A 19,608-nucleotide genomic window follows, 5' to 3' on the forward strand; every position below is an offset into this window, starting at 1 on the left:
AAAGTGCTTGACTTTTTATTAGCAGGCTTTCTTATCACTTGCAGCCGGAAGAGTTACAGGCTGCATCACAATCTCAGAGATAAAATCCAGATCACAGATTTTGAGTACTGGCTTGCCATCGGAGCCGATATTCATCGAAAACTCTGCATCATACAGGCCAGGAGCCTTTACAACTTTGTTCATCAGGTCATAATCAGCGGAGCTTTTCGCTGGCCGGGTGCCTTTTGATCCATTTGTGTTGTCTTCAGCTACTAAATCAACGTTGAAATAGTAGTTCATTGTAACACCTGATTTAATCTCACCTGTTTTTTCTTCCACAATCTGATACTGCCCTGCATAAAGTAAAATAATTTGCTGTTTCATAATATAACCTCTCTTTCTTACTGGCACCGACATAAGAGCCGATGCGTATAATTTTGTGATATATCAACCCTGCAAGGAGGATTGCAATTGAATCGGCTCCCCTGAACTGCTATAATGTAATCAGCAACGAAAAATCATAGAAAGGAGAGGAGCCGTGAACAAGATATTAAATATCCTGTTCGGGCTGATGGAAATCGCAATAGGAGTTGCGATCCGCATAGCCGCTTGTTACTGCATGATGACTGCTATTTTACACATCATCAGTACTCGGTTTATATAATCAGCCTTGCTTTAGTCTGCCTGACGTCAGCTGGAACTTTGTCCGCTGTTATACGGACCCGATTCAAAAGCTGTCAGCACACCAAAAAGCAAAACCGCAGTAACCTTATAGGCGGTATAGGAGCCTTTTCAAGAGCCAGAAGTATCTGCGCTTCTTTAAAACGGCACTCTGAAATTAACTGAATTGCTTCATTTTCTATTGAAGTGCGCAAATCCAAACAAGCCTGTAATTCTTTAACTTCTTGCAGCAATATATCATATTTTTTCATATAACACCCCCAACGCTTCATTTTACCAAGAATGTATCTCAAAAGCTCAGCTGCAGCCAAACATCCGGACTCGATTTTGAGATACAAATCCGAACGATTACCGCGGCCGGAAGTAATGCGGGGACTTCACCCCCACGCCCCCGACCAGGGACCAGCCCCTGGACCCGGATTGAACCCCAAGCCCCTAAAGGGGCCGCGCTCGCCGTTTGGCAGAAGGGGCAATCCATTGTCTTGCCCCTTACCGGGGCAGCTTATGGGGGATTGTGTAAATCAAGGGGCTTTCGCGGCATATCCTCGCTGCGCTTCGGTATTCCACGTTCCCCTTGACTTACGCCAAGGTTCTCGCAAACGCCGGGGGATTGGCAAAATAGAAGGAGAAAAACCCAACCCCTCAAGCGGCGAGCGCGGCCCCCTCTGCGGCTGGACGCCCGTATCCAGTCACAGAAGCCGCCAGTAACAAAAAATGGATAGATACTCGATAAAAAGCGCAATCAGCATCAAAACCATACAAAACCGCTTTATTTCATAGTAAACTTCACAGCCAGAGAACCGCCGGAGCAGCTTCATGGTAAAATACCAAAGGGACAGGCAACCAGCTGCACATAACAATATCGACATAATGATTCCTCCCGTTAGATTGAATGGCTCTCCCAAACCTGCTATAATAGAATCACCACAAAACAAAATAGAAAGGGGGGAGAGCCATGGACAAGATATGGAATATCTTGTTTTGGCTAATTGAACTGGTACTCGGCGTATCAGGTATTTTAGCCATTTGTTACTGCATGATGCCGCTTGTACTACGCGCCATCGGTATATAATTATCAGCTCTGTTGGTGTGATTCTGACATCGGCCCGGATGCAACCCGCTATTATACGGATTACGTCTAAATGGCTGCCAGCACACCAGAAAATAGCTACAGTAACCTCTATTTATCAAGAAATGCGCTGCATTCACCGGAAAGTTCATAGAGCATTCGGTGTACATTCACTGCATTGCGGTGTATACTCTTCAATTCTGCAAAAGACTGTTGTAATTCCTTATACCGGGCTTCAAGCCTGTCATAGTCCTTCTGGAGCATCTCAAGGCGTATCAGCCGCTTATTCTCACTGTGCCTTGCATCAAGGATCACATTTTCAAATTTCTCGTTAAAGCCATCTCCACAATAATTATCAATGTACTTGTATAAGTCCTCTGTCAGGCGGATGGACTTAGAAACGTTCTTCGGCTGCTTATACATTGACGCCTCCTAATGCCTCGGCAAATGCCGGAGAAGACATTAAATCGCCATAAGCGCAACCAGCATATCGATAAACTGAATGCATCATAGCAGATGAAGAAGAACGATACCAAACAGCACGTTTAACATCACCATTATGATTTAAGTTAGGTATTAAAACATTTTCCAAAATATAATACAACTGACATGTTACGATTCCACCGACAATAGTAGGCCGAATTTCCATGATACAGTCAAAACCCTCGATTGCTATGTAGGATAAATAGATTACATCTTTTCCGACATATTCAAACTGCCAATGGATAGGCTTACCAATGCCCCATGAATACTTAATAATTTGCTTTACGTTTGCTTTTGTTACAAATCCCCTTGCCATGCTTTCCTCCCATCTATGACTGGTATAAGAGCCAATCACACACCGTTTTACATTGAGACATTAAAGATTTACAATAGAGGTGACAGTATGGTAAAATGTTATATTAATAACTGAGTCTACTTGTCTATCTCTTAGTTAAATTATACTACTAAAAAGATGAGTGGTCAAGAATAATAATCATAAATATGGGAGGATATTTGATGAACTTTATCACTATAATACTTAAAGAAATGGAAAAACAGAAAATATCAGCCTATAAACTCTGTAAAGACTTAGGAATGAGCCAACAAACATTTAGTAATTGGAAAGATGGAAAGATGCCAGCGCTGGATAAAGCTATAGCAATAGTCATATATTTAGGATTATCAGCAGATGAGATCTTCAACATAAAAACGCAAGAATTAACCACAGAGGAAAAAGCACTTATTAAAGCATACCGTAAGGCTAATCCGGCTATGCAGGAGGCAGCACGTAAGCTGTTAGATGTAAGTGAGACGGAACAGGAAAGATCATCAGCTTCCAGAACTGGTTAAAAAAAATGGTAAATGATAGAAATATTTGCCAGATATTAGATACCTATTTCAAAACGTTGGCCGTTACCCAACATCCAGCCAGCTACTTGAGATATAAAAATGATTAAAAACGATGAAAGAAAAGGATAAAAGGCAATGAAAGAAACAGAAGGCCAAAAAGCCTGGAATGAATATTGGAGACAGGAAAACCCAAAAATCCATAAGAAACATAACATAATGCCAATATTTATTATAATTGCAATAATTATTTCTATTATTTCATTGTTTATGACTGGAAAATTAAAACTCCCGAGTGATGGTAACTTAGATATTGAAACCGGCCGCAGCTAGGCATCCGGCCGGCTATTTGAGATACATTAAATTTAATAGACATAGCCGAAAGATAGAAGTATAATAAAAGTGCTGTTGTTCCTTCCACAGTAGGAAGGAGGTGACACATTTGAATTACATAGCAGACTTTTTAATTTCGGTTATGGCAAGTATAATTGGCTTTTATATTTGCAAATGGCTAAACCGAAATAAAGACAACAGTTAGCCAAAAGAAGCCCTAAGGAATCGCACTCCTTAGGGCTTCGCTTTTGTGACACATTTTTATAGCAAACTTTTTGGCTATCTTGATCTTATATCATATAAACAAATTTGTCAAGAATAATTGTATCTCATAATTTCTGCAGCCGCCAGCTCCGGCTCTCAAAAATGAGATACAAAAATCATGCGTAGTGATGTAGACTCTTAATCTATTTGTCCAGGGTTCGAGTCCCTGAAGGCGCACTGATAAGTACTGATTTTGCAGACTGAGAGCTGTGGGGTCGGTGCTTTTTTTTGCGTGAGAAAGGCCCCGGGGGTTCCGGAGCCTTATTTTGTATCTCAATTTTTTATGCAGCGGTTCCCGGCCGGAGACGAATGCGGCGAAGCGTGAGATACATTAAATTTAATAGACATAACAGAAAGATAAAAGTATAATAAAATTGCTGTCGGCACTCCCAGCAGAAGGGAGGTGTTAACATGCAAGATTTAATAACCTTTTTAGTTTCGATCGCGGCAAGTGTAGCTGGCTACTACATATGCAAATGGCTAGACCGAAATAAGCACGACAGTTAGCCAAAAAAGAACCCTCAGGACTGGCCTCCTGGGGGTTCACTTGTGTTAACATGCATTTAATAACCTTCTAGCTATGATCATATTATACCAAACGAAAAAAAATGTCAAGGGAAACTGCATCTCAAAATTTATGCAGCCACCGGAGCTGGCATCCACGAATGAGACTGAAGGCGCGTTGATAAGTACTGATTTTGCAGACTGAGAGCTGTGGGGGCAGTGCTTTTTTTGCAGTAGTTTTGAGGACACTTTGACTGGATTAATTTACAATATAAAATAAATTCCTCAGCCGTTGGAGATAAATTAATGTGTATCCATATCACAGCAATTTTAATATATTTTAATTTCCAGTACGAATCGAAGATGATATAATGACCGCATAGCGTGCATTATACCGCACAGAAACCGTAAACAGTTTCTGCGTTTACCGCAGTAATCCGGGCTGATTTCCGTCGGAGACTCGTGTGAACGCAGGGAACATGGTATAATAAACCGATAGGGTGATAAAACGGCCTTTTTTACATAAGTGAATACGGATGGATGTATTCAGGAAAGGAATTACATGAAAATAAAACCAGGTGACAGCCGTGAATTGAGCAAATCTTCAGAGACTGAGACTGAGGTTTCAACGGGGACAATCCTGATTGATCAGGATTATCATATTATCTACTACAATGAATATGCTAAAAAAATTCTGTCTGCGGGTGATGATGCAATTGAGCATCGCTCGGTCAGGCATTTTCTTGGACAGACGTTTACACTTCCGGAGGAACCGGACAGCGAAAAATCGTTTTATTATGAAATACAGGGACGGCAAATCCTTGTCACTGTAACCAGATGGGGAGGCGGGGAGGAAAAAGACGTGCCTGCCTATCTGATACTGCTTCTGCTTGAGCCAAAGCTGGCACAGAATGAATTGGAAGAGTATGCAAAAAAACAAGTGCTACAGGATCTGCAGGAGATCATAGAGGCATCCTTTGACGGTATTTTAGTTACAGATGCGGCGGGTAACGTGGAGCTGGTTAACCAGGGATATGTGCATAATACCGGCATTACGCGAAAAGAGCTTCTGGGAAGAAATATACTCAAGCTGGTCAATCCCGTATGGATGAAACAGTCGGTAGTGGGTATGGTACAGGAGAAGAAGGAGACCATATCGCTCAGACACATGACCAGGAATGGAAAATCCATTATTGTGACGGGTACCCCCATCTTTGATGAACAGAAAAATATAAAAAAGATTGTTGTAAATTCCCGGGATATATCAGAGCTTTATGCCCTCAGTGAAAAGCTGGAGTCAGCAAAAAAGATGGAAGAAATCTATATGCAGCGACTGAAGCTGCAGGAGGAACGAGGGGAGACCCCGGATGACGTCGTCATCGTCAATCCGGAAATGCAGCAGGTCTTCCGTCTTGCAAAAAAACTGGGGAATTTTAATACAAACGTTCTTCTTACCGGGGAGTCCGGCGTAGGAAAGGACGAGGTGGCTAAATTCATTCACAAAAACGGTCTTCGGGCCTCCAAACCGTATGTCGCAGTCAACTGCGGCGCCGTACCGGAAAACCTGTTGGAGTCTGAGTTGTTTGGTTATGAGAACGGCGCATTTACGGGTGCCTTGAAATGCGGAAAAAAGGGATTATTCGAACAGGCGGAGGGAGGCGTACTATTTTTGGATGAGGTGGCTGAAATTCCGCAAAGTCTTCAGGTTAAGCTGCTGAGGGCGCTGGAAAACCGCGAGATTATGCGTCTGGGGGGAACAAAGCTGATACCATTGAATGTAAGAATTATTGCCGCGACCAATCAGGATCTGCCTGCCATGGTGAAAAACGGGAGTTTCCGCGAAGATCTCTACTACCGTCTCAATGTGGTAAATATCCGCATCCCGTCACTTCGGGAACGAAAGGATGAGATACCGCTTTTATGTCTGAAATTCGTCCACTATTATAACAGACAGTATGGTGAAAACAAAAAAATGACTTATCCGGTTATCAGGGAATTTGAGAAATACTCCTGGCCCGGCAATATACGGGAACTTAAAAATGTAATTGAGAACATGTTTGTGCTGTCGGACGGAGAATATCTGAATGTCAGGGATATCCCCTGGATTGGGCGGAAACAGAAGCTTGGTAATCAATATGAAGGAAGAACTCTGGAGGAGGCGGTGGAAGAGGTAGAAAGGGAGCTTCTCAGGGAGGCAAAAGAAAAGTTTCATACTACCCGTCAGATTGCAGAACATTTAAAGGTGAATCAATCCACCGTGGTCCGTAAGCTCAAAAAATATCAATTATAAAATGGATATAACCAGCGTTATCGATACCATTGGCTCTAATCAGGCAGCGCAGCAAATTTTGCGCCGTTCTTATTGGAGCCCAATTTATTTATATGCCGTCCGGCATCTTTATGCAAATATGCATCAAAGATGCAGAACGGCATCATTTTTTTGCTTTATTCAGGCATAAAAACAGCTTTATAACGGGTTAAATTATAAAATCAACGCATTTATAAACGATAAAAATTACAATAAATCTTAATTTAAATATTTTTTAATCAGAAATAGATACTTTCAGGATAGAAATGAATTGTCTGGCACGGAAGTTGCTTTTAATAAATCCAAAAAGGGAAAGGAGTTTACGGTATGACATCAAAAGAAATGCTGAATCAGCTTTTAGACCAGCATTATCAAAATGCAATAGAAGCGAAGCAGCAGGGAAAGCTTGTGGCCTGGGCAACATCCATATCACCGCAGGAGCTTTTAGAAACCATGGACATAGCTGTGGTCTATCCGGAAAATCATGCAGCAGCAATCGGGGCAAGAAAGTGTGCGCTTGAACTGCTCGAACACTCAGAATCCAATGGGTACTCGACAGATATTTGTTCCTACGCCCGGGTGAACCTGGGATATATGGAGGTTCTGGAAAGCCCGGCCGGCAATATACCGCTTCCGGATCTGATCTTCTGCTGCAATAATATTTGCAATACTGTGTTGAAATGGTATGAAAATATAGCCAAAGAACTGAATATTCCCATGATTTTAATTGATCTTCCGTTCAACCATGAGTATGAAGTGACAGAACAAAATGTCCGTTACATCAGAGGCCAGCTCTCTGATGCAATCAAACAGCTGGAAAAGCTGACAAAAAGGTCCTTCGATTACGAAAAATTTCATGAAATTATGAAGATTTCTTCCGAGACAGCCGGGTGGTGGAAAAAAGCTTCGCTGATGGCCCGGGCCAAACCGTCTCCTTTAAATGGGTTTGACCTCTTTAACTATATGGCGGTGATTGTCTGCATGCGGGGGCGTAAAGAGGGGCTGGAGCTTTTTAAACTGTGGGTCAGAGAGCTGGAGGAACGAAAAGCTGCCGGATTGGGGCCGTGGAAGGATCAGGAGGAGAAGATTAGAATCCTTTGGGATGGCATCGCCTGCTGGCCGTATCTGTCCGCCACATATAAAACACTTAAAAAGTATGGCATTAATCTAGTGGCTTCCACCTATCCGGACTCATGGACAATTCTGTATGAAGCAGGTGATTTGGACGGGATGGCGAGGGCATACAGTTCTAATTATGTCAACCGGAACCTGGACTACGGAGTAGATAATCTGTCGGATCTGGTGAAAGAGTTTTCAGTTGACGGCCTGATTTTTCATTCAAACCGAAGCTGCAAGCTGATGGATTTCAGGCAGTACGAAGTGATACGCCGGGTAGTGGAGCGGACTAATGCCACGTCGGTTATCTTTGATGGAGATCAGACCGATCCGAGGGCGTTTTCGCTTGCTCAGTTTGAAACGAGGATACAGTCTCTGGCTGAGACAGTGGAGGAGAAAAGAAAGGCAGGTGCGTGAAATGGATAAGCCCCAACAGGAAATTGGATTTTTGTGCCGGGCAGCCGATCATCCGCGGGAAACCGTCTTAAGAGCGATGGAAAAGACAGGGAAGAGGGCAGTGGGATGTTTTCCGCTCTACACGCCGGATGAGCTGGTGGATGCAGCCGGATTTTTGCCGGTTGGAATGTGGGGCGGTCCGGGAGTGTCACCCCGGTCGGGACAATATCTCCAGCCGTTTTGCTGCTCCGTAATGAGAGCAAACATGTCCCAGGCGCTGGACGGAGTTTATGATATGCTGTCGGGCGTGCTGATTCCCACATTCTGTGACACACTGAAATGTGTTGCCGAGAACTGGAAGGCAGGAATCCCCAATATTCCTGTTTTCCCTATGGTTTATCCTCAGAATGTTGGGAGCGCCGCTGCTGCTGCGTATCTGGAGGATGAGTTTATAAGAATAAAAGAGAAGCTGGAGCAGTTGGCGGGCCGAGGTATCACGGAGGAATCCCTGGTGGAGAGCTTTGACCGGTTTGAGAGATGCCGTTCGGTCATGAGAGAATTCACCGGTCTGGCCGCATCCCATCCGGATTTGATCAGTGCAAAGACAAGACATAAGATATTGAAATCATATTATTTTATGGACAAACCGGAATATACCGAAATTCTGAATGGTATTAATGAAGAACTGAAAAAGAGGAAAGGGAGCCGGGATTCGAATCCGGTACGGGTTGTGGTGACCGGGCTGATGCTGGAGCCGGATGCGCTGTTAAATATGCTGGATGCCAACCGGCTCTGTATAGCAGCGGACGATTTGGCACAGGAATCCAGAATTTTCCGTGTACAGGGAAGCAGAGAGGGAACTGTATTGCAGAGGATGGCCAGGAGGTTCTTAGACCAGAGGGGAGATCCGTTTCTCTGCGAACAGGGAAAGAGCAGGGGGAAACACCTGATTGAAATGGTGCGCCAGACTGGGGCAGCCGGCGTTTTGATTGTCATGATGAAATTCTGTGAACCGGAGGAATTTGATTTTCCTGTTTACAGGAAAGAGCTGGATCAGGCGGGAATTCCATACCTTTATATAGAATTGGAGCAGTCGATGAGTCAGGCGGAAAGTATTAGTACCAGAATGGAAGGATTTGTGGAGGTATTACGCAATACAAATGCATCTTTAGGTAACGGTTCAGACAGGTCTGCGCATTTGCTGCGCTGACCGTGCGAAAATGTAGTGGAAGCAAGCATCCGGCTCATCGCACAGCAATTTTATCAGCCGGATGCCGTAACAGTTCATGCTGTCTGAACTGTTACATCTTCCGGCAGATCAGGGGAGGTTTAAATGAAGATTAAAAATGTGGCCGTACTCGGATGCGGCACAATGGGGAACCAGATTGCCATACAAAGCGCTCTGTGCGGATATCGGGTTACAAATTATGATTTGAATCAGGATATGATTAGAAAAGCAGAGACATTTACAAGGGACTGGTTCACTTCCAGGATAAAAAAAGGAAAGATGGACAAGGAGGAAGCGGTCAAAGCGCAGGGGCGCCTTGTATTTACCGACAGCCTGGAAAAAACGGCTGCGGGTACAGATCTTGTGATAGAGGCTGTTCCTGATATTCTGGCCGTTAAAAGACAAGTTTTGAGCGAGACAGACCAATACACACCGGAGCATACCATTTACGCGAGTAACAGTTCCTATATTGTAAGCTCCCTGTTTGCAGATTCGGTTAAAAGACCGGAAAAGGTGGCCAATTTTCATTTTTTCAATCCGGCCCTTGTGATGCAGCTTGTGGAGATTGTACGGGGGCCTCATGTATCGGATGAGACGGTTGATACGCTGATGGAATTTGCCGCCTCCATTAATAAAACACCGGTTTTGGTGAAAAAAGAAATCTACGGATTTGTGGTAAACAGGATATTCAGCGCGATCACTAAGGAGGCCTGCTATCTGCTGGATCAGGATGTAGCATCGGCGGAGGATATAGATACGGCTGTAAAAAAAGGTCTGAACCACCCGCTTGGCCCCCTGGAGCTTCTGGATATGACAGGAATTGATCTCGAATATCACGTACTGATGGAACATTACCGGATGACGGGTGAGCTTGCCGATAAGCCGTCGGCGGCCATTGTGGAGCATTTTGCAATAGGAGAATACGGCAGGAAAACCGGGAAAGGTTTTTACCGGTATGAAGATGGCAGCAGACGTTTGTGAAGGGAGGGTTATTGTAGATGGGAAGTTTTGTCAGGCTTGCGGTAAAGGAACGGATTGCGTATTTGTCACTCGAGCGTCCCAAGGCGTATAACGCGCTGTCAAGACAGGTGGTGGATGAACTGGATGAAGCGCTAGAGGAGATTGCTTCATGCGGGAGTATCAGTGTATTGGTAATCAGGAGCCGGAAAAACTTTGCGTCAGGAGCGGACATACGGGAAATGGCGGATTTAACGCAGGCGGAAGCGGAAAAGTTTTCATTCAGCCCTACATTTGACAAACTGGCTGAAATCCCGATTCCCACGGTAGCGGCGATCGAGGGTTACGCCCTGGGCGGAGGACTGGAGCTGGCACTGGCCTGTGACTTGCGGATTGCCAGTGAAGATGCAGTGCTTGGTTTACCTGAAATTACACTTGGCATTATGCCGGGAGCCGGAGGCACGGTCCGCCTGCCGAGGATTATCGGGGAGGCTAAAGCAAAAGAACTGATTTATATGGGCGAAAAAATCACTGCCAGGGAAGCCGGCAATATTGGTCTTGTGAACAGCGTTGTAAGTCCGGATAGCTTTGAGGAAGCTGTGGAAACTCTGGCCGGGAAGTTGAGCGCCGGTTCCGGTTCCGCCCTGCGTGCGGCTAAAAGATCAATCGATGGCAGCCTGCAGGAGCCGGATCGCAGAAGAGCTTCGGGAAATGAGCGACAAAATTGGTCCGCCCTGTTTGGCACATATGATCAAAAGGAGGGGATGCACGCATTTATCGAAAAGAGGAGACCGGAGTTTGAAGCCGGAAAAAGTGAAGGGAGCTGAGGAAATGAGAAGCGTAGTAATTACAGCGGCATGCAGGACGCCTATAGGTGCGTTCGGAGGAGCTTTTAAGAATCTGGGAGCACTGGATCTGACAATACCTGTGATGCAGGAACTGATTAAAAGGAGCCGTCTGGATGCAGGGCGGATTGATGATGTAATCTGGGGATGCAACTACCAGAAAACATACAGGGAGAATAATCTGGCGAGGGTAGCTGCAGTGAAAGCCGGACTTCCGGTTACAGTACCGGGGATCACGGTTCACAGAAACTGTACCTCCTCGGTGTCATCGGTACAGTTGGGATTTTACCAGATCCTGGCCGGAGAAGCAGACTTTATTCTGGCCGGAGGCACCGAAGTGATGAGTAACGCCCCGCACACAGTGGAAGGAGTCCGCTGGGAGAAAAAACTGGGGAATTTTGAAATTCGGGATTCCATGTGGGATTCGCTCACGAATCTTGGCATTGGGCCGGCCATGGGAATTACGGCAGAAAATCTTGCCGAGCGGTATCAGATAAGCCGAAAAGAGCAGGATGAGCTGGCGCTGCTCAGCCAGCAAAGAGCGTGCAGGGCAGTGGATGAGGGGAAATTTAAGGAGGAGACGGTTCCGATTGAGGTGAAGAGCAGGAAAAAAACGGTGCTGGTGGAACGGGATGAGTATCCCAGAAAGGATGCTTCCCTAGAGGCACTGTCTAAGCTTTCCGCTTCCTTCAAAGAGGATGGAACCGTGACGGCCGGCAACGCCTCCGGGATGAATGATGCCTCCTCCGGCGTGATTCTGGCGTCGGAAGAAAAGGCCAGAGAACTTGGCCTTCCCATTTTGGCCCGTATCATCTCAACGGCAACGGTGGGGGTCGAGCCGGATATAATGGGAATCGGTCCTGTGGAGGCTGTCAATAAGGCGCTTAAAAAAGCAGGACTGAGATTGGAAGACATGGAGCGGGTCGAGATTAACGAAGCATTTGCCGCCCAGTATCTGGCCTGTGAAAAGGCATTAAACCTGAACCGTGAAATTACGAATGTAAACGGCAGCGGAATATCGCTGGGACATCCTGTGGGAGCCACAGGCACACGTATCATCACATCTATGATTTATGAGCTTTTGCGTGAACGGAAGCGTTACGGGCTTGCGGCCATCTGTGCCGGGGGAGGTATGGGAACGGCAATGGTTCTCGAAGCATTGCAAAAAGAAGATCAGGAGGAGCGGTCTCATGTATAAATTGAGCGAGCTTAAACGCCGTTATCAGGAAAAGCTTGTGACGGCAGAGGAGGCGGTGCAAAACGTACGATCGGGGGATCGTGTGCATTACGGGCTTTTTGGGGGGATCGTAAGGGAACTGGATCAGGCGCTTGCGCTGAGGGCCGGAGAGCTTTCCGATGTCACAGTCTATGCCACCATATGGGGAAACGGATATATTCCCGCTATTATACAGGCAGATCCTGGGGCAGAACATTTTCATTACTGCAACACTCATTTCAGTACGCTTGACAGAAAATTAAATAAAGAGGGGGTATGCTGGTTTGTACCCGTGCAGTTCAGGGAAAATCCAAAGCTGTACGCGGAAAATGTAGACGGCGGGATCGATGTGGCGATGTTCCAGACGGCTCCCATGGATGCATACGGAAATTTTAATTTTGGTCCGCAGATTGCGGAATATTGGGGAATCTTAGAAAAAGCGAAAACCGTAATCGTGGAAGTAAATGAGAAGATGCCGATAAACCACGGCATGCAGAATGTTATTAACCTGAGTCAGATTGATTATGTTGTCGAAGGAAAAGGCTATCCGCTGAATTATTTGGAATCAAAGCCGGCAACGGAGGAAGAACTTAAAATTGCGGAACACATCGTTCCCCACATCAAAAGCGGAAGCACGCTGCAGCTTGGGATAGGAGGAATTCCCAATACGATAGGAGCCATGCTGGCCGATTCCAAGGTGGATGATTTAAGCGTCCATACGGAGATGTTTGTGGAAGCATACCTGAAGCTTTACAAGGCGGGTAAAATATCCGGCAGCAAAAACATTGATAAAGGAAAGATGGTTTATACCTTTGCCAGCGGCAGCAAGGAATTATTTGACTTTATCGACAATAACCCGATTACATGCGCCGCGCCGGTTGACTATGTCAATGATATAGGAGTTATCGGAAGTATCAATCAGATGGTATCTATTAACAGCTGTCTGCAGGTAGATCTGTTTGGCCAGGTGAATTCCGAGTCATCCGGCTGGCAGCATATCGGAGGCACGGGGGGACAGCTTGATTATGTGCTGGGAGCCTTTCAGTCAAAGGGCGGGCAGAGCTTTTTATGTACGCCGTCGGTACGGACCGGAAAAGACGGAAGGAGAGAATCGCTGATTAGGGCGAGGCTTCCGGAGGGGAGTATCGTGTCAGTGCCGAGAAGTGCGGTTCACTATGTGGTGACAGAGTATGGGGCAGTTAATCTGAAGGGAAAAACGACTTATGAGAGGGCAGAGCTTTTGATATCAATTGCCCATCCGGATTTCCGGGATGAACTGAGGGAAGAGGCAAAACGTATGGGTATCTGGAGAACAAGCAGCAGGGTTCTGGCATAATAACGTTACTGTATTCAAATGATAAATTTAAGGGGGTATAAGATATGACAGTTTACACTGTTTTAACAGATTTTGCATTAGCATCCTTTTTAATACTGGTTGGACAGCTCCTTCGCGCAAAGGTACCGCTTATCCAGAAATATTTTATTCCATCCAGCCTGATGGCCGGTTTTCTGGGGCTTTTCGCTGGCAGGGAATTTTTGAACATTTTGCCGTTCTCCGATTCTATGGGGTCTTATACCAGTGTGCTGATGATTATAATATTTGCAGCAATCGGTATTAACGGATTTAAGATCAATAAGGGCGTCCTGAAAAGGGAAGCGGAGCGTGTGGTCGGATATGGCCTGTATAAGGGGGCACAGAGCGCTTTGCAGTGGTGGCTTCCCGCACTGGTGGGAGTGCTGGTCATCTCCAAAATATGGCCGGATATTAATTATGGCTTTGGGCTTCTCCTGGCAGCCGGGTTTTTGGGAGGACACGGCACCGCAGCAGCAGTTGGAACGACAATGGCGGAGCTGGGCTTTGCCGATGCCCCGGATCTGGCTATGACCTCGGCAACGGTAGGCATCCTGGCGGGTGTGTTCGGCGGGCTGATCTTTATCAAATGGGCCACGGCCAAGGGATATACTCAGTACATAAAGAACTTTGCTTACCTGAGTGGCGACTTAAAGACTGGTATGGTCAGCAGGGAAAACCAGGAGGAGATGGGAAGGGATACGGTTTCCTCAATTGCCCTGGATCCCCTGTGCTGGCATTTGAGTATTCTGATGGTTCCCACAGGACTCGGCTATCTTTGCAGCAAGCTGGTAAAAAGCTATTTTGCCGTCAATATTCCCAATTATGCCTGTGCGTTTATTCTGGCACTGCTCTTCTTCTGTGTGGCAGGCGGTCGTACGGACAGAGGAGTCTACCGTTATATTGATAAGCGGGTGAATACGCGCATCAGTGGAACATGTACCGACTATCTGGTGTTTTTCGGAGTAGCGAGTATCAAGATACCGATTATTGTAAAATACGCAGGCCCTCTTTTCGTTCTGATGATTTTGGGCATTTTCATTGTCTGGTTTATACTTCGTATCCTGGGACCGGCCATGAACCGCGACAGCTGGTTTGAACGTTCTATATTCGTATACGGCTATGCAACCGGCGTATTCGCCATTGGCTTTTTACTCCTTCGCATTGTAGATCCGGAAAATGAGTCTAAGACGCTGAACGATACCGCATTTACAACACCATTTCTTACACCGGTGGAAACCTTTGTATGGGCGGCCGGTCCGGCAATGCTGATGGGGGGTCAGCACTGGCTGTTCATAGGGATATTTGCAGCAATGTTCTTTGGCCTTATTATTGCCGCAATGGTAATGAAATGGTGGTATATAAAAATTCCGCTGTCGGAAAGAAAGGCGATTGTTAATTACAGCGGGGAAGAGGAGGAACAGCTATGAGAATCGATACGCATCCAATCATCGGCCGGATAGAAAAGGGGAGGATGGTCGAATTTGAACTTGACGGCATGAAAATGAACGGTTATGAGGGGGAACCTATTGCAATGGCGCTTAAGGCGGCCGGAATCCAAATCCATCGGTACACATCCAAACAGCATGAACCGCGAGGGATTTTCTGTGCAATTGGAAGGTGTACGGACTGTGTAATGATTGTAGATGGAAAGCCGAATATCCGCACCTGTGTGACTCCGCTGAAAGAAGGAATGAAGGTGCAGACACAGTACGGCGTCTCGGCAAAACCGGAGGAGTGAGGACATGAAGAGATATGAATTAATAATAGTTGGGGCCGGACCGGCCGGCCTCTCTGCCGCGATAGAGGCGGCAAAGAGGAACATGCAGGTGGTCGTATTTGATGAAAATTCCCGCCCGGGAGGCCAGTTGTTTAAACAGATCCATAAGTTTTTCGGTTCAAAAGAACATAAAGCAAAAACAAGGGGATTTATCATAGGGGAGGAACTGCTTGTACAGGCAAAAGAGCTGGGGGTCGAGGTGATTTTAAATGCCACAGTAATCGGCCTTTATCGTGAAAAGGAAGTCTGCGTCATGCAGGATGGGCAGCTCGTACATTATAAGGGAGACAATATTATCGTTGCTGCGGGAGCCGCGGAGAATATGGTGACATTTCGCGGCTGGACGCTGCCGGGCGTAATCGGAGCCGGAGCGGCCCAAACGATGATGAACCTTCATGGAGTAAAACCTGGAGAACGCATTCTTATGGTGGGATCCGGTAATGTCGGCCTGGTAGTCAGTTTCCAGCTGCTTCAGGCCGGCTGTAAGGTAGTGGGAGTGATAGATGCGGCCAAACGAATCGGAGGATACGGCGTCCATGCGGCCAAACTGACCCGGACGGGAGTACCGTTCTATCTTTCCCACACGATTGTGGAGGCAGAGGGCGGCGATCACGTGACTGGCGCCGTTATAGCGGAGGTGGATGACAAGTGGCAGACGGTTCCGGGAACCCAAAAGCATCTGGAGGCAGATACGATTTGTATCGCAGTCGGCCTGTCGCCTATGTCCCAGCTTGTGCGGATGGCAGGATGTGAAACAGCCGACGATCCGAGAAAAGGCGGCCTGGTTCCGGTTTGTAATGAATACGGGGAGACTTCCATCCCGGGAATCTTTGCCGCCGGAGACGTGGCCGGAATTGAAGAGGCCAGTTCGGCAATGATACAGGGCAGAATCGCCGGCCTGGCGGCGGCTGAGAGAAGCGGTTATCTGGAAGAAGATGAGATGAGCGCATTGTTTCTGGAAGCCAACAGTTCCCTCAGCCGGCTTCGACAGGGCATGTTCAGCCATGCAAATAAGGGCAGGACAGATTTAACAGAGACGGATGAGGGATACCGGCTTTCGGCCAGCCTTCTGTCGAGGGGGTATGTGGAGGACTCTGAGATTCAGGAATTCCCCTGCGCTGTTTCCCACACGCCGGGAGTGCATCCGGTCATTGAATGCACTCAGAATATCCCGTGTAATCCGTGCCAGGATGCCTGCCGTTTCGGTTGTATCAGGGTAGGGGAGACAATCACGTCCCTGCCGCAGATAAGGGAGGATGCAAAATGTGTGGGATGCGGAATGTGTGTTGCAAATTGTTCCGGGCAGGCAATTTTCCTGGTAGATGAGGACTATGATGAGAGCCATGCAAGTATAACGATACCCTATGAATTTCTTCCTCTTCCAGAAAAAGGGGCGGCAGGAACCGCGCTCAGCCGGAGCGGGGACAGGCTCTGCCGGGCTGTGGTATCGGATGTCAGGAGCGTAAAAGCAATGGATCACACGAATCTGGTTACCATGCTGGTACCGAAGGAATTTGCAGGATCGGCGCGGTTTATCGAATTTGAGGAGGGATAACGGAATGGAAACAATTATGGACCGTTCAATTGATATCGGGAAACTGATTCCCCAGCCGGACGACGATGTGATTGTCTGCCGTTGTGAGGAAGTTACAAAAGGGGAGATCCGTCAGGCTGTTCATGATGGAATGCGCACATTGAATGAAATCAGAAGGTATCTGCGCACAGGGATGGGACTATGCCAGGGGCAGACCTGCGGAAAGCTGGTTCAGTCTATCGTAGCCAGGGAATTAGGGGTAAAACCGTCCGATCTCCAAATGAATACGGCAAGGAGCCCTGTCAGGCCCACGGAAATGGGAGTATATGGCAATGAGATTATAGAACAGGAGGGAAAAGATGAAGCATAATGCACAAGTGGTAATAGTCGGAAGCGGCCTGGTCGGCTGCTCAGCGGCCTATTATCTCTGTAAACATGGCATTCAGCCGATTGTTCTTGAGAAAAAGGAAATCGGACACGGCGGTTCCAGCAGAAATGCGGGGGGAGTCCGGCAGTCTGCAAGAGATCCCAGGGAACTTCCGATGGCGATGTATGCAGTCGAAAATATTTGGCCGGGACTCAGCGAAGAACTGGGAATTGACATTGAATACAGGCAGAAGGGGAATCTCCGGCTTGCGAAGACATCTGAGCATATGACGATTCTGGAAAAAACGGCTCTAAAATGCCAGTCCCTTGGTCTTGCCATGACCATGCTGTCGGGGGAGGAGACGAGAAAAAAGAATCCATTTATCTCCGATGAAGTGATTGGTTCCAGCTGGTGTCCGACGGACGGGCATGCCAATCCGCTTCTGACGACTCTCGGATTTTATAAAAAAGCCCGGGAAATGGGGGCCAGATTTATCACGGGAGAAGAAGTCGTTTCGCTCAGGAAAGAGAGAGGAAGAATCTCAGGCGTAGTCACAAAATGTAATGTATACGGAGCGGAACAGGTAATTGTCGCAAGCGGGTTTGAGAGCCGGGCGATTCTCAATACGGTTGGAATTGATATTCCCATGCGTAAAAAGCTGTTGGAGAGCCTGGTGACGGAGGAGATGCCGTATATGTTTGACGAAATGCTTGGTGTGGCGACCTCAGATTTTTACGGGCATCAGACGAAGCATGGCTCCTTTGTCTTCGGCGGGGACGCAGGATTTGGAAATTATTATGATTTCCAGAAGGAGACGATGTCCACCAGCCTGTCGCCGTCCGTGATTTGCCGTGGAGTTCTGCGGTATTTCCCGATGCTCTCGGAAATGAAGGTGGTACGTGCCTGGGCCGGATGGAAGGATGAAAGCGCCGATGGGATTCCGGTTATCGGTCCGATTGGGGAAGTGCCGGGACTTTACGCTGCCTGTGGTTTTTCGGGACATGGTTTCGGCATTGCCCCGGCAGCCGGAATGGAGCTTGCGAACCTGATTGCCGGCGGAAAAAGCGTGCTGGATCTAAGAGAGTTGAGATATAACCGTTTTCTCCCGAAAAAATAGGATGGAGGTACACAATGAAAGCATTTACATTCAATATGCCTGCTAAAATCTATTTTGGGGCAGGGGTAAGCAAAGATTTATCGGAGCTTACGCGCCGGTTTAACGCGGACAAGGTTATGCTGGTTACGGATCGGGTGATCGGAAATACAAAAGGTTTTGCCGCCATCGCGGAAGGCCTTGAGAAAAATGGAATACAAGCCATTGTCTACGATGACACGTCACCGGAACCGCCGGTGGAGGCAGTGGACAGAGCGGCGGCTGTTATGAGGACGAGCGGCTGTCAGATGGCGGTTGCAGTGGGCGGTGGCAGCGCTATCGACAGCGCTAAGGCAATGTGTATGCTGTGTACAAATGAAGGCTCGGTCCGGGATTATCTGTTTGGAGGAAGCCGCACAATTGAAAACCGCCCCCTTCCGTTAGTCTGCGTCCCGACGACGGCCGGAAGCGGAAGTGAGGTGACCGCATCCAGTGTAATATCGGATCCGGAGAGGGGAATTAAGCTGTCCGTAACCCATGAATGGCTGATTCCTCTGGCTGCAGTGATTGATCCTGTTCTGCATATGGATATGCCTCCTGTTATTACTGCGTCGACCGGAATGGATGCGTTGACCCATGCAATTGAAGCGTATGTTTCCAAAAACGCGGAACCTTTGTCCGACGCGCTGGCCCTTGCCGCCATTCGTTTGATAGGGCAGAATATCCGCACTGCAACATACCGGCCGGATTGCCTGGAGGCACGCTCCGCCATGGCGCTGGCGAGTCTGATGGCGGCTGCAGCATTTGTCAACGGAGGTCTGGGAGCAGTGCACGGTATATCCCAGGCAATGGGCGGAATTGCCCATGTGTCCCACGGAATCGGCAATGCTCTGCTTCTCCCCTTTGTATGCGAAGCCAATCTGCCGGGTAATATGGAGCGCTATGCACAGATTGCACCACTGCTGGGAGAACGGACGGAGGAGCTTTCACTCCATCAGGCAGCCCGCTGCTGCGTGGATGTCATCCACCGGATGATTAAAGAGCTGGGGCTGCCGGCCGCACTGCATGAAGTTAAGGTAACGAGAGAGATGTTTCCTGATATTGCGAAAGGGGGCATGGAATACCGGCTTATGCCGCTGAATCCGGTACCTTTGAGCGAGAAGGAGATCCTTGATATTTTAGAAAAAGCATATTAGAATTTTGAAGATTATATCTGAAAAATAAAGAGGGCGGAAGTGTTTCCGTCCCCTTTGCATTA

At 47.3% G+C, this 19,608-nt stretch carries 21 protein-coding genes; 16 read left to right on the forward strand and 5 right to left on the reverse strand.

Features of this window, described 5'->3' with window-relative positions; translation table 11 throughout:
* Positions 1-18: 18 nt before the first annotated feature.
* Positions 19-363, reverse strand: a complete 345-nt coding sequence (locus CLOSYM_RS09225; protein WP_044902300.1) for a hypothetical protein — start codon at positions 361-363, stop codon at positions 19-21.
* Positions 364-517: 154 nt separating this feature from the next.
* On the opposite strand from CLOSYM_RS09225, the gene CLOSYM_RS23645 reads away from it, so the two are divergent.
* Positions 518-643 (forward strand): hypothetical protein, encoded by a 126-nt coding sequence (locus tag CLOSYM_RS23645; protein WP_021641906.1) that lies wholly within the window; start codon positions 518-520, stop codon positions 641-643.
* A gap of 73 nt (positions 644-716) precedes the next feature.
* Here the strand turns inward: CLOSYM_RS23645 and CLOSYM_RS09230 are convergent, their stop codons facing one another.
* The 4 genes from CLOSYM_RS09230 to CLOSYM_RS09240 form a co-directional block, all read right to left on the reverse strand.
* Complete coding sequence (locus tag CLOSYM_RS09230; protein WP_044902301.1) at positions 717-911, reverse strand: hypothetical protein; 195 nt, start codon at positions 909-911, stop codon at positions 717-719.
* Positions 912-1,349: 438 nt separating this feature from the next.
* Positions 1,350-1,529, reverse strand: coding sequence for a hypothetical protein (locus CLOSYM_RS22785; protein ID WP_021641908.1), 180 nt, complete (start codon positions 1,527-1,529; stop codon positions 1,350-1,352).
* 311 nt (positions 1,530-1,840) lie between these two features.
* Positions 1,841-2,152 carry a hypothetical protein gene (locus CLOSYM_RS09235; protein WP_021641910.1) on the reverse strand — a complete coding sequence of 104 codons (312 nt, stop codon included), beginning with the start codon at positions 2,150-2,152 and terminating at the stop codon, positions 1,841-1,843.
* The gene (locus CLOSYM_RS09240) at positions 2,145-2,528 is read right to left on the reverse strand and encodes a hypothetical protein (protein ID WP_021641911.1); all 384 of its coding nucleotides are present in this window, start codon (positions 2,526-2,528) and stop codon (positions 2,145-2,147) included. Before CLOSYM_RS09240 ends, CLOSYM_RS09235 begins: the two co-directional genes overlap by 8 nt.
* Before the next feature lie 200 nt (positions 2,529-2,728).
* Between CLOSYM_RS09240 and CLOSYM_RS09245 the strand changes: the two genes are divergently transcribed.
* The 15 genes from CLOSYM_RS09245 to CLOSYM_RS09315 all read left to right on the forward strand — a co-directional run bounded on the left by CLOSYM_RS09245 (position 2,729) and on the right by CLOSYM_RS09315 (position 19,546).
* Positions 2,729-3,061: a helix-turn-helix domain-containing protein gene (locus CLOSYM_RS09245; RefSeq protein ID WP_044902302.1), complete on the forward strand. Its 333-nt coding sequence runs from the start codon at positions 2,729-2,731 to the stop codon at positions 3,059-3,061.
* A 135-nt stretch (positions 3,062-3,196) separates the two neighbouring features.
* Positions 3,197-3,391: a hypothetical protein gene (locus tag CLOSYM_RS09250; RefSeq protein WP_021641913.1), complete on the forward strand. Its 195-nt coding sequence runs from the start codon at positions 3,197-3,199 to the stop codon at positions 3,389-3,391.
* A gap of 1,330 nt (positions 3,392-4,721) precedes the next feature.
* Positions 4,722-6,449, forward strand: a complete 1,728-nt coding sequence (locus CLOSYM_RS09255; protein WP_021641917.1) for a sigma-54 interaction domain-containing protein — start codon at positions 4,722-4,724, stop codon at positions 6,447-6,449.
* Positions 6,450-6,794: 345 nt separating this feature from the next.
* Positions 6,795-8,000: a 2-hydroxyacyl-CoA dehydratase subunit D gene (locus CLOSYM_RS09260; RefSeq protein WP_021641918.1), complete on the forward strand. Its 1,206-nt coding sequence runs from the start codon at positions 6,795-6,797 to the stop codon at positions 7,998-8,000.
* 1 nt (position 8,001) lies between these two features.
* Positions 8,002-9,189 (forward strand): 2-hydroxyacyl-CoA dehydratase subunit D, encoded by a 1,188-nt coding sequence (locus tag CLOSYM_RS09265; protein WP_021641919.1) that lies wholly within the window; start codon positions 8,002-8,004, stop codon positions 9,187-9,189.
* 123 nt (positions 9,190-9,312) lie between these two features.
* The gene (locus tag CLOSYM_RS09270) at positions 9,313-10,188 is read left to right on the forward strand and encodes a 3-hydroxyacyl-CoA dehydrogenase family protein (protein WP_021641920.1); all 876 of its coding nucleotides are present in this window, start codon (positions 9,313-9,315) and stop codon (positions 10,186-10,188) included.
* 17 nt (positions 10,189-10,205) lie between these two features.
* On the forward strand, positions 10,206-10,991 hold the full coding sequence (locus CLOSYM_RS09275) for an enoyl-CoA hydratase/isomerase family protein (protein WP_021641921.1): 786 nt from the start codon (positions 10,206-10,208) through the stop codon (positions 10,989-10,991).
* A complete protein-coding gene (locus tag CLOSYM_RS09280; protein ID WP_242828660.1) occupies positions 10,963-12,207 on the forward strand; it encodes a thiolase family protein in 1,245 nt (414 codons plus the stop codon). The genes CLOSYM_RS09275 and CLOSYM_RS09280 overlap by 29 nt, the downstream gene beginning before the upstream one ends.
* On the forward strand, positions 12,200-13,561 hold the full coding sequence (locus tag CLOSYM_RS09285) for a butyryl-CoA--acetate CoA-transferase (RefSeq protein ID WP_021641923.1): 1,362 nt from the start codon (positions 12,200-12,202) through the stop codon (positions 13,559-13,561). The genes CLOSYM_RS09280 and CLOSYM_RS09285 overlap by 8 nt, the downstream gene beginning before the upstream one ends.
* Before the next feature lie 44 nt (positions 13,562-13,605).
* Complete coding sequence (locus CLOSYM_RS09290; protein WP_021641924.1) at positions 13,606-15,006, forward strand: sodium/glutamate symporter; 1,401 nt, start codon at positions 13,606-13,608, stop codon at positions 15,004-15,006.
* Complete coding sequence (locus tag CLOSYM_RS09295) at positions 15,003-15,317, forward strand: (2Fe-2S)-binding protein (RefSeq protein WP_021641925.1); 315 nt, start codon at positions 15,003-15,005, stop codon at positions 15,315-15,317. Before CLOSYM_RS09290 ends, CLOSYM_RS09295 begins: the two co-directional genes overlap by 4 nt.
* 4 nt (positions 15,318-15,321) lie before the next feature.
* The gene (locus tag CLOSYM_RS09300; RefSeq protein ID WP_021641926.1) at positions 15,322-16,911 is read left to right on the forward strand and encodes an FAD-dependent oxidoreductase; all 1,590 of its coding nucleotides are present in this window, start codon (positions 15,322-15,324) and stop codon (positions 16,909-16,911) included.
* 4 nt (positions 16,912-16,915) lie between these two features.
* Positions 16,916-17,260, forward strand: a complete 345-nt coding sequence (locus tag CLOSYM_RS09305; protein ID WP_021641927.1) for a (2Fe-2S)-binding protein — start codon at positions 16,916-16,918, stop codon at positions 17,258-17,260.
* Positions 17,250-18,374 carry an NAD(P)/FAD-dependent oxidoreductase gene (locus CLOSYM_RS09310; RefSeq protein WP_021641928.1) on the forward strand — a complete coding sequence of 375 codons (1,125 nt, stop codon included), beginning with the start codon at positions 17,250-17,252 and terminating at the stop codon, positions 18,372-18,374. Before CLOSYM_RS09305 ends, CLOSYM_RS09310 begins: the two co-directional genes overlap by 11 nt.
* Before the next feature lie 14 nt (positions 18,375-18,388).
* Positions 18,389-19,546, forward strand: coding sequence for an iron-containing alcohol dehydrogenase family protein (locus CLOSYM_RS09315; protein WP_021641929.1), 1,158 nt, complete (start codon positions 18,389-18,391; stop codon positions 19,544-19,546).
* The last annotated feature ends 62 nt before the right edge of the window (positions 19,547-19,608 follow it).

This window comes from [Clostridium] symbiosum ATCC 14940 (assembly GCF_000466485.1).
Classification (GTDB): Bacteria; Bacillota; Clostridia; order Lachnospirales; family Lachnospiraceae; genus Otoolea; species Otoolea symbiosa.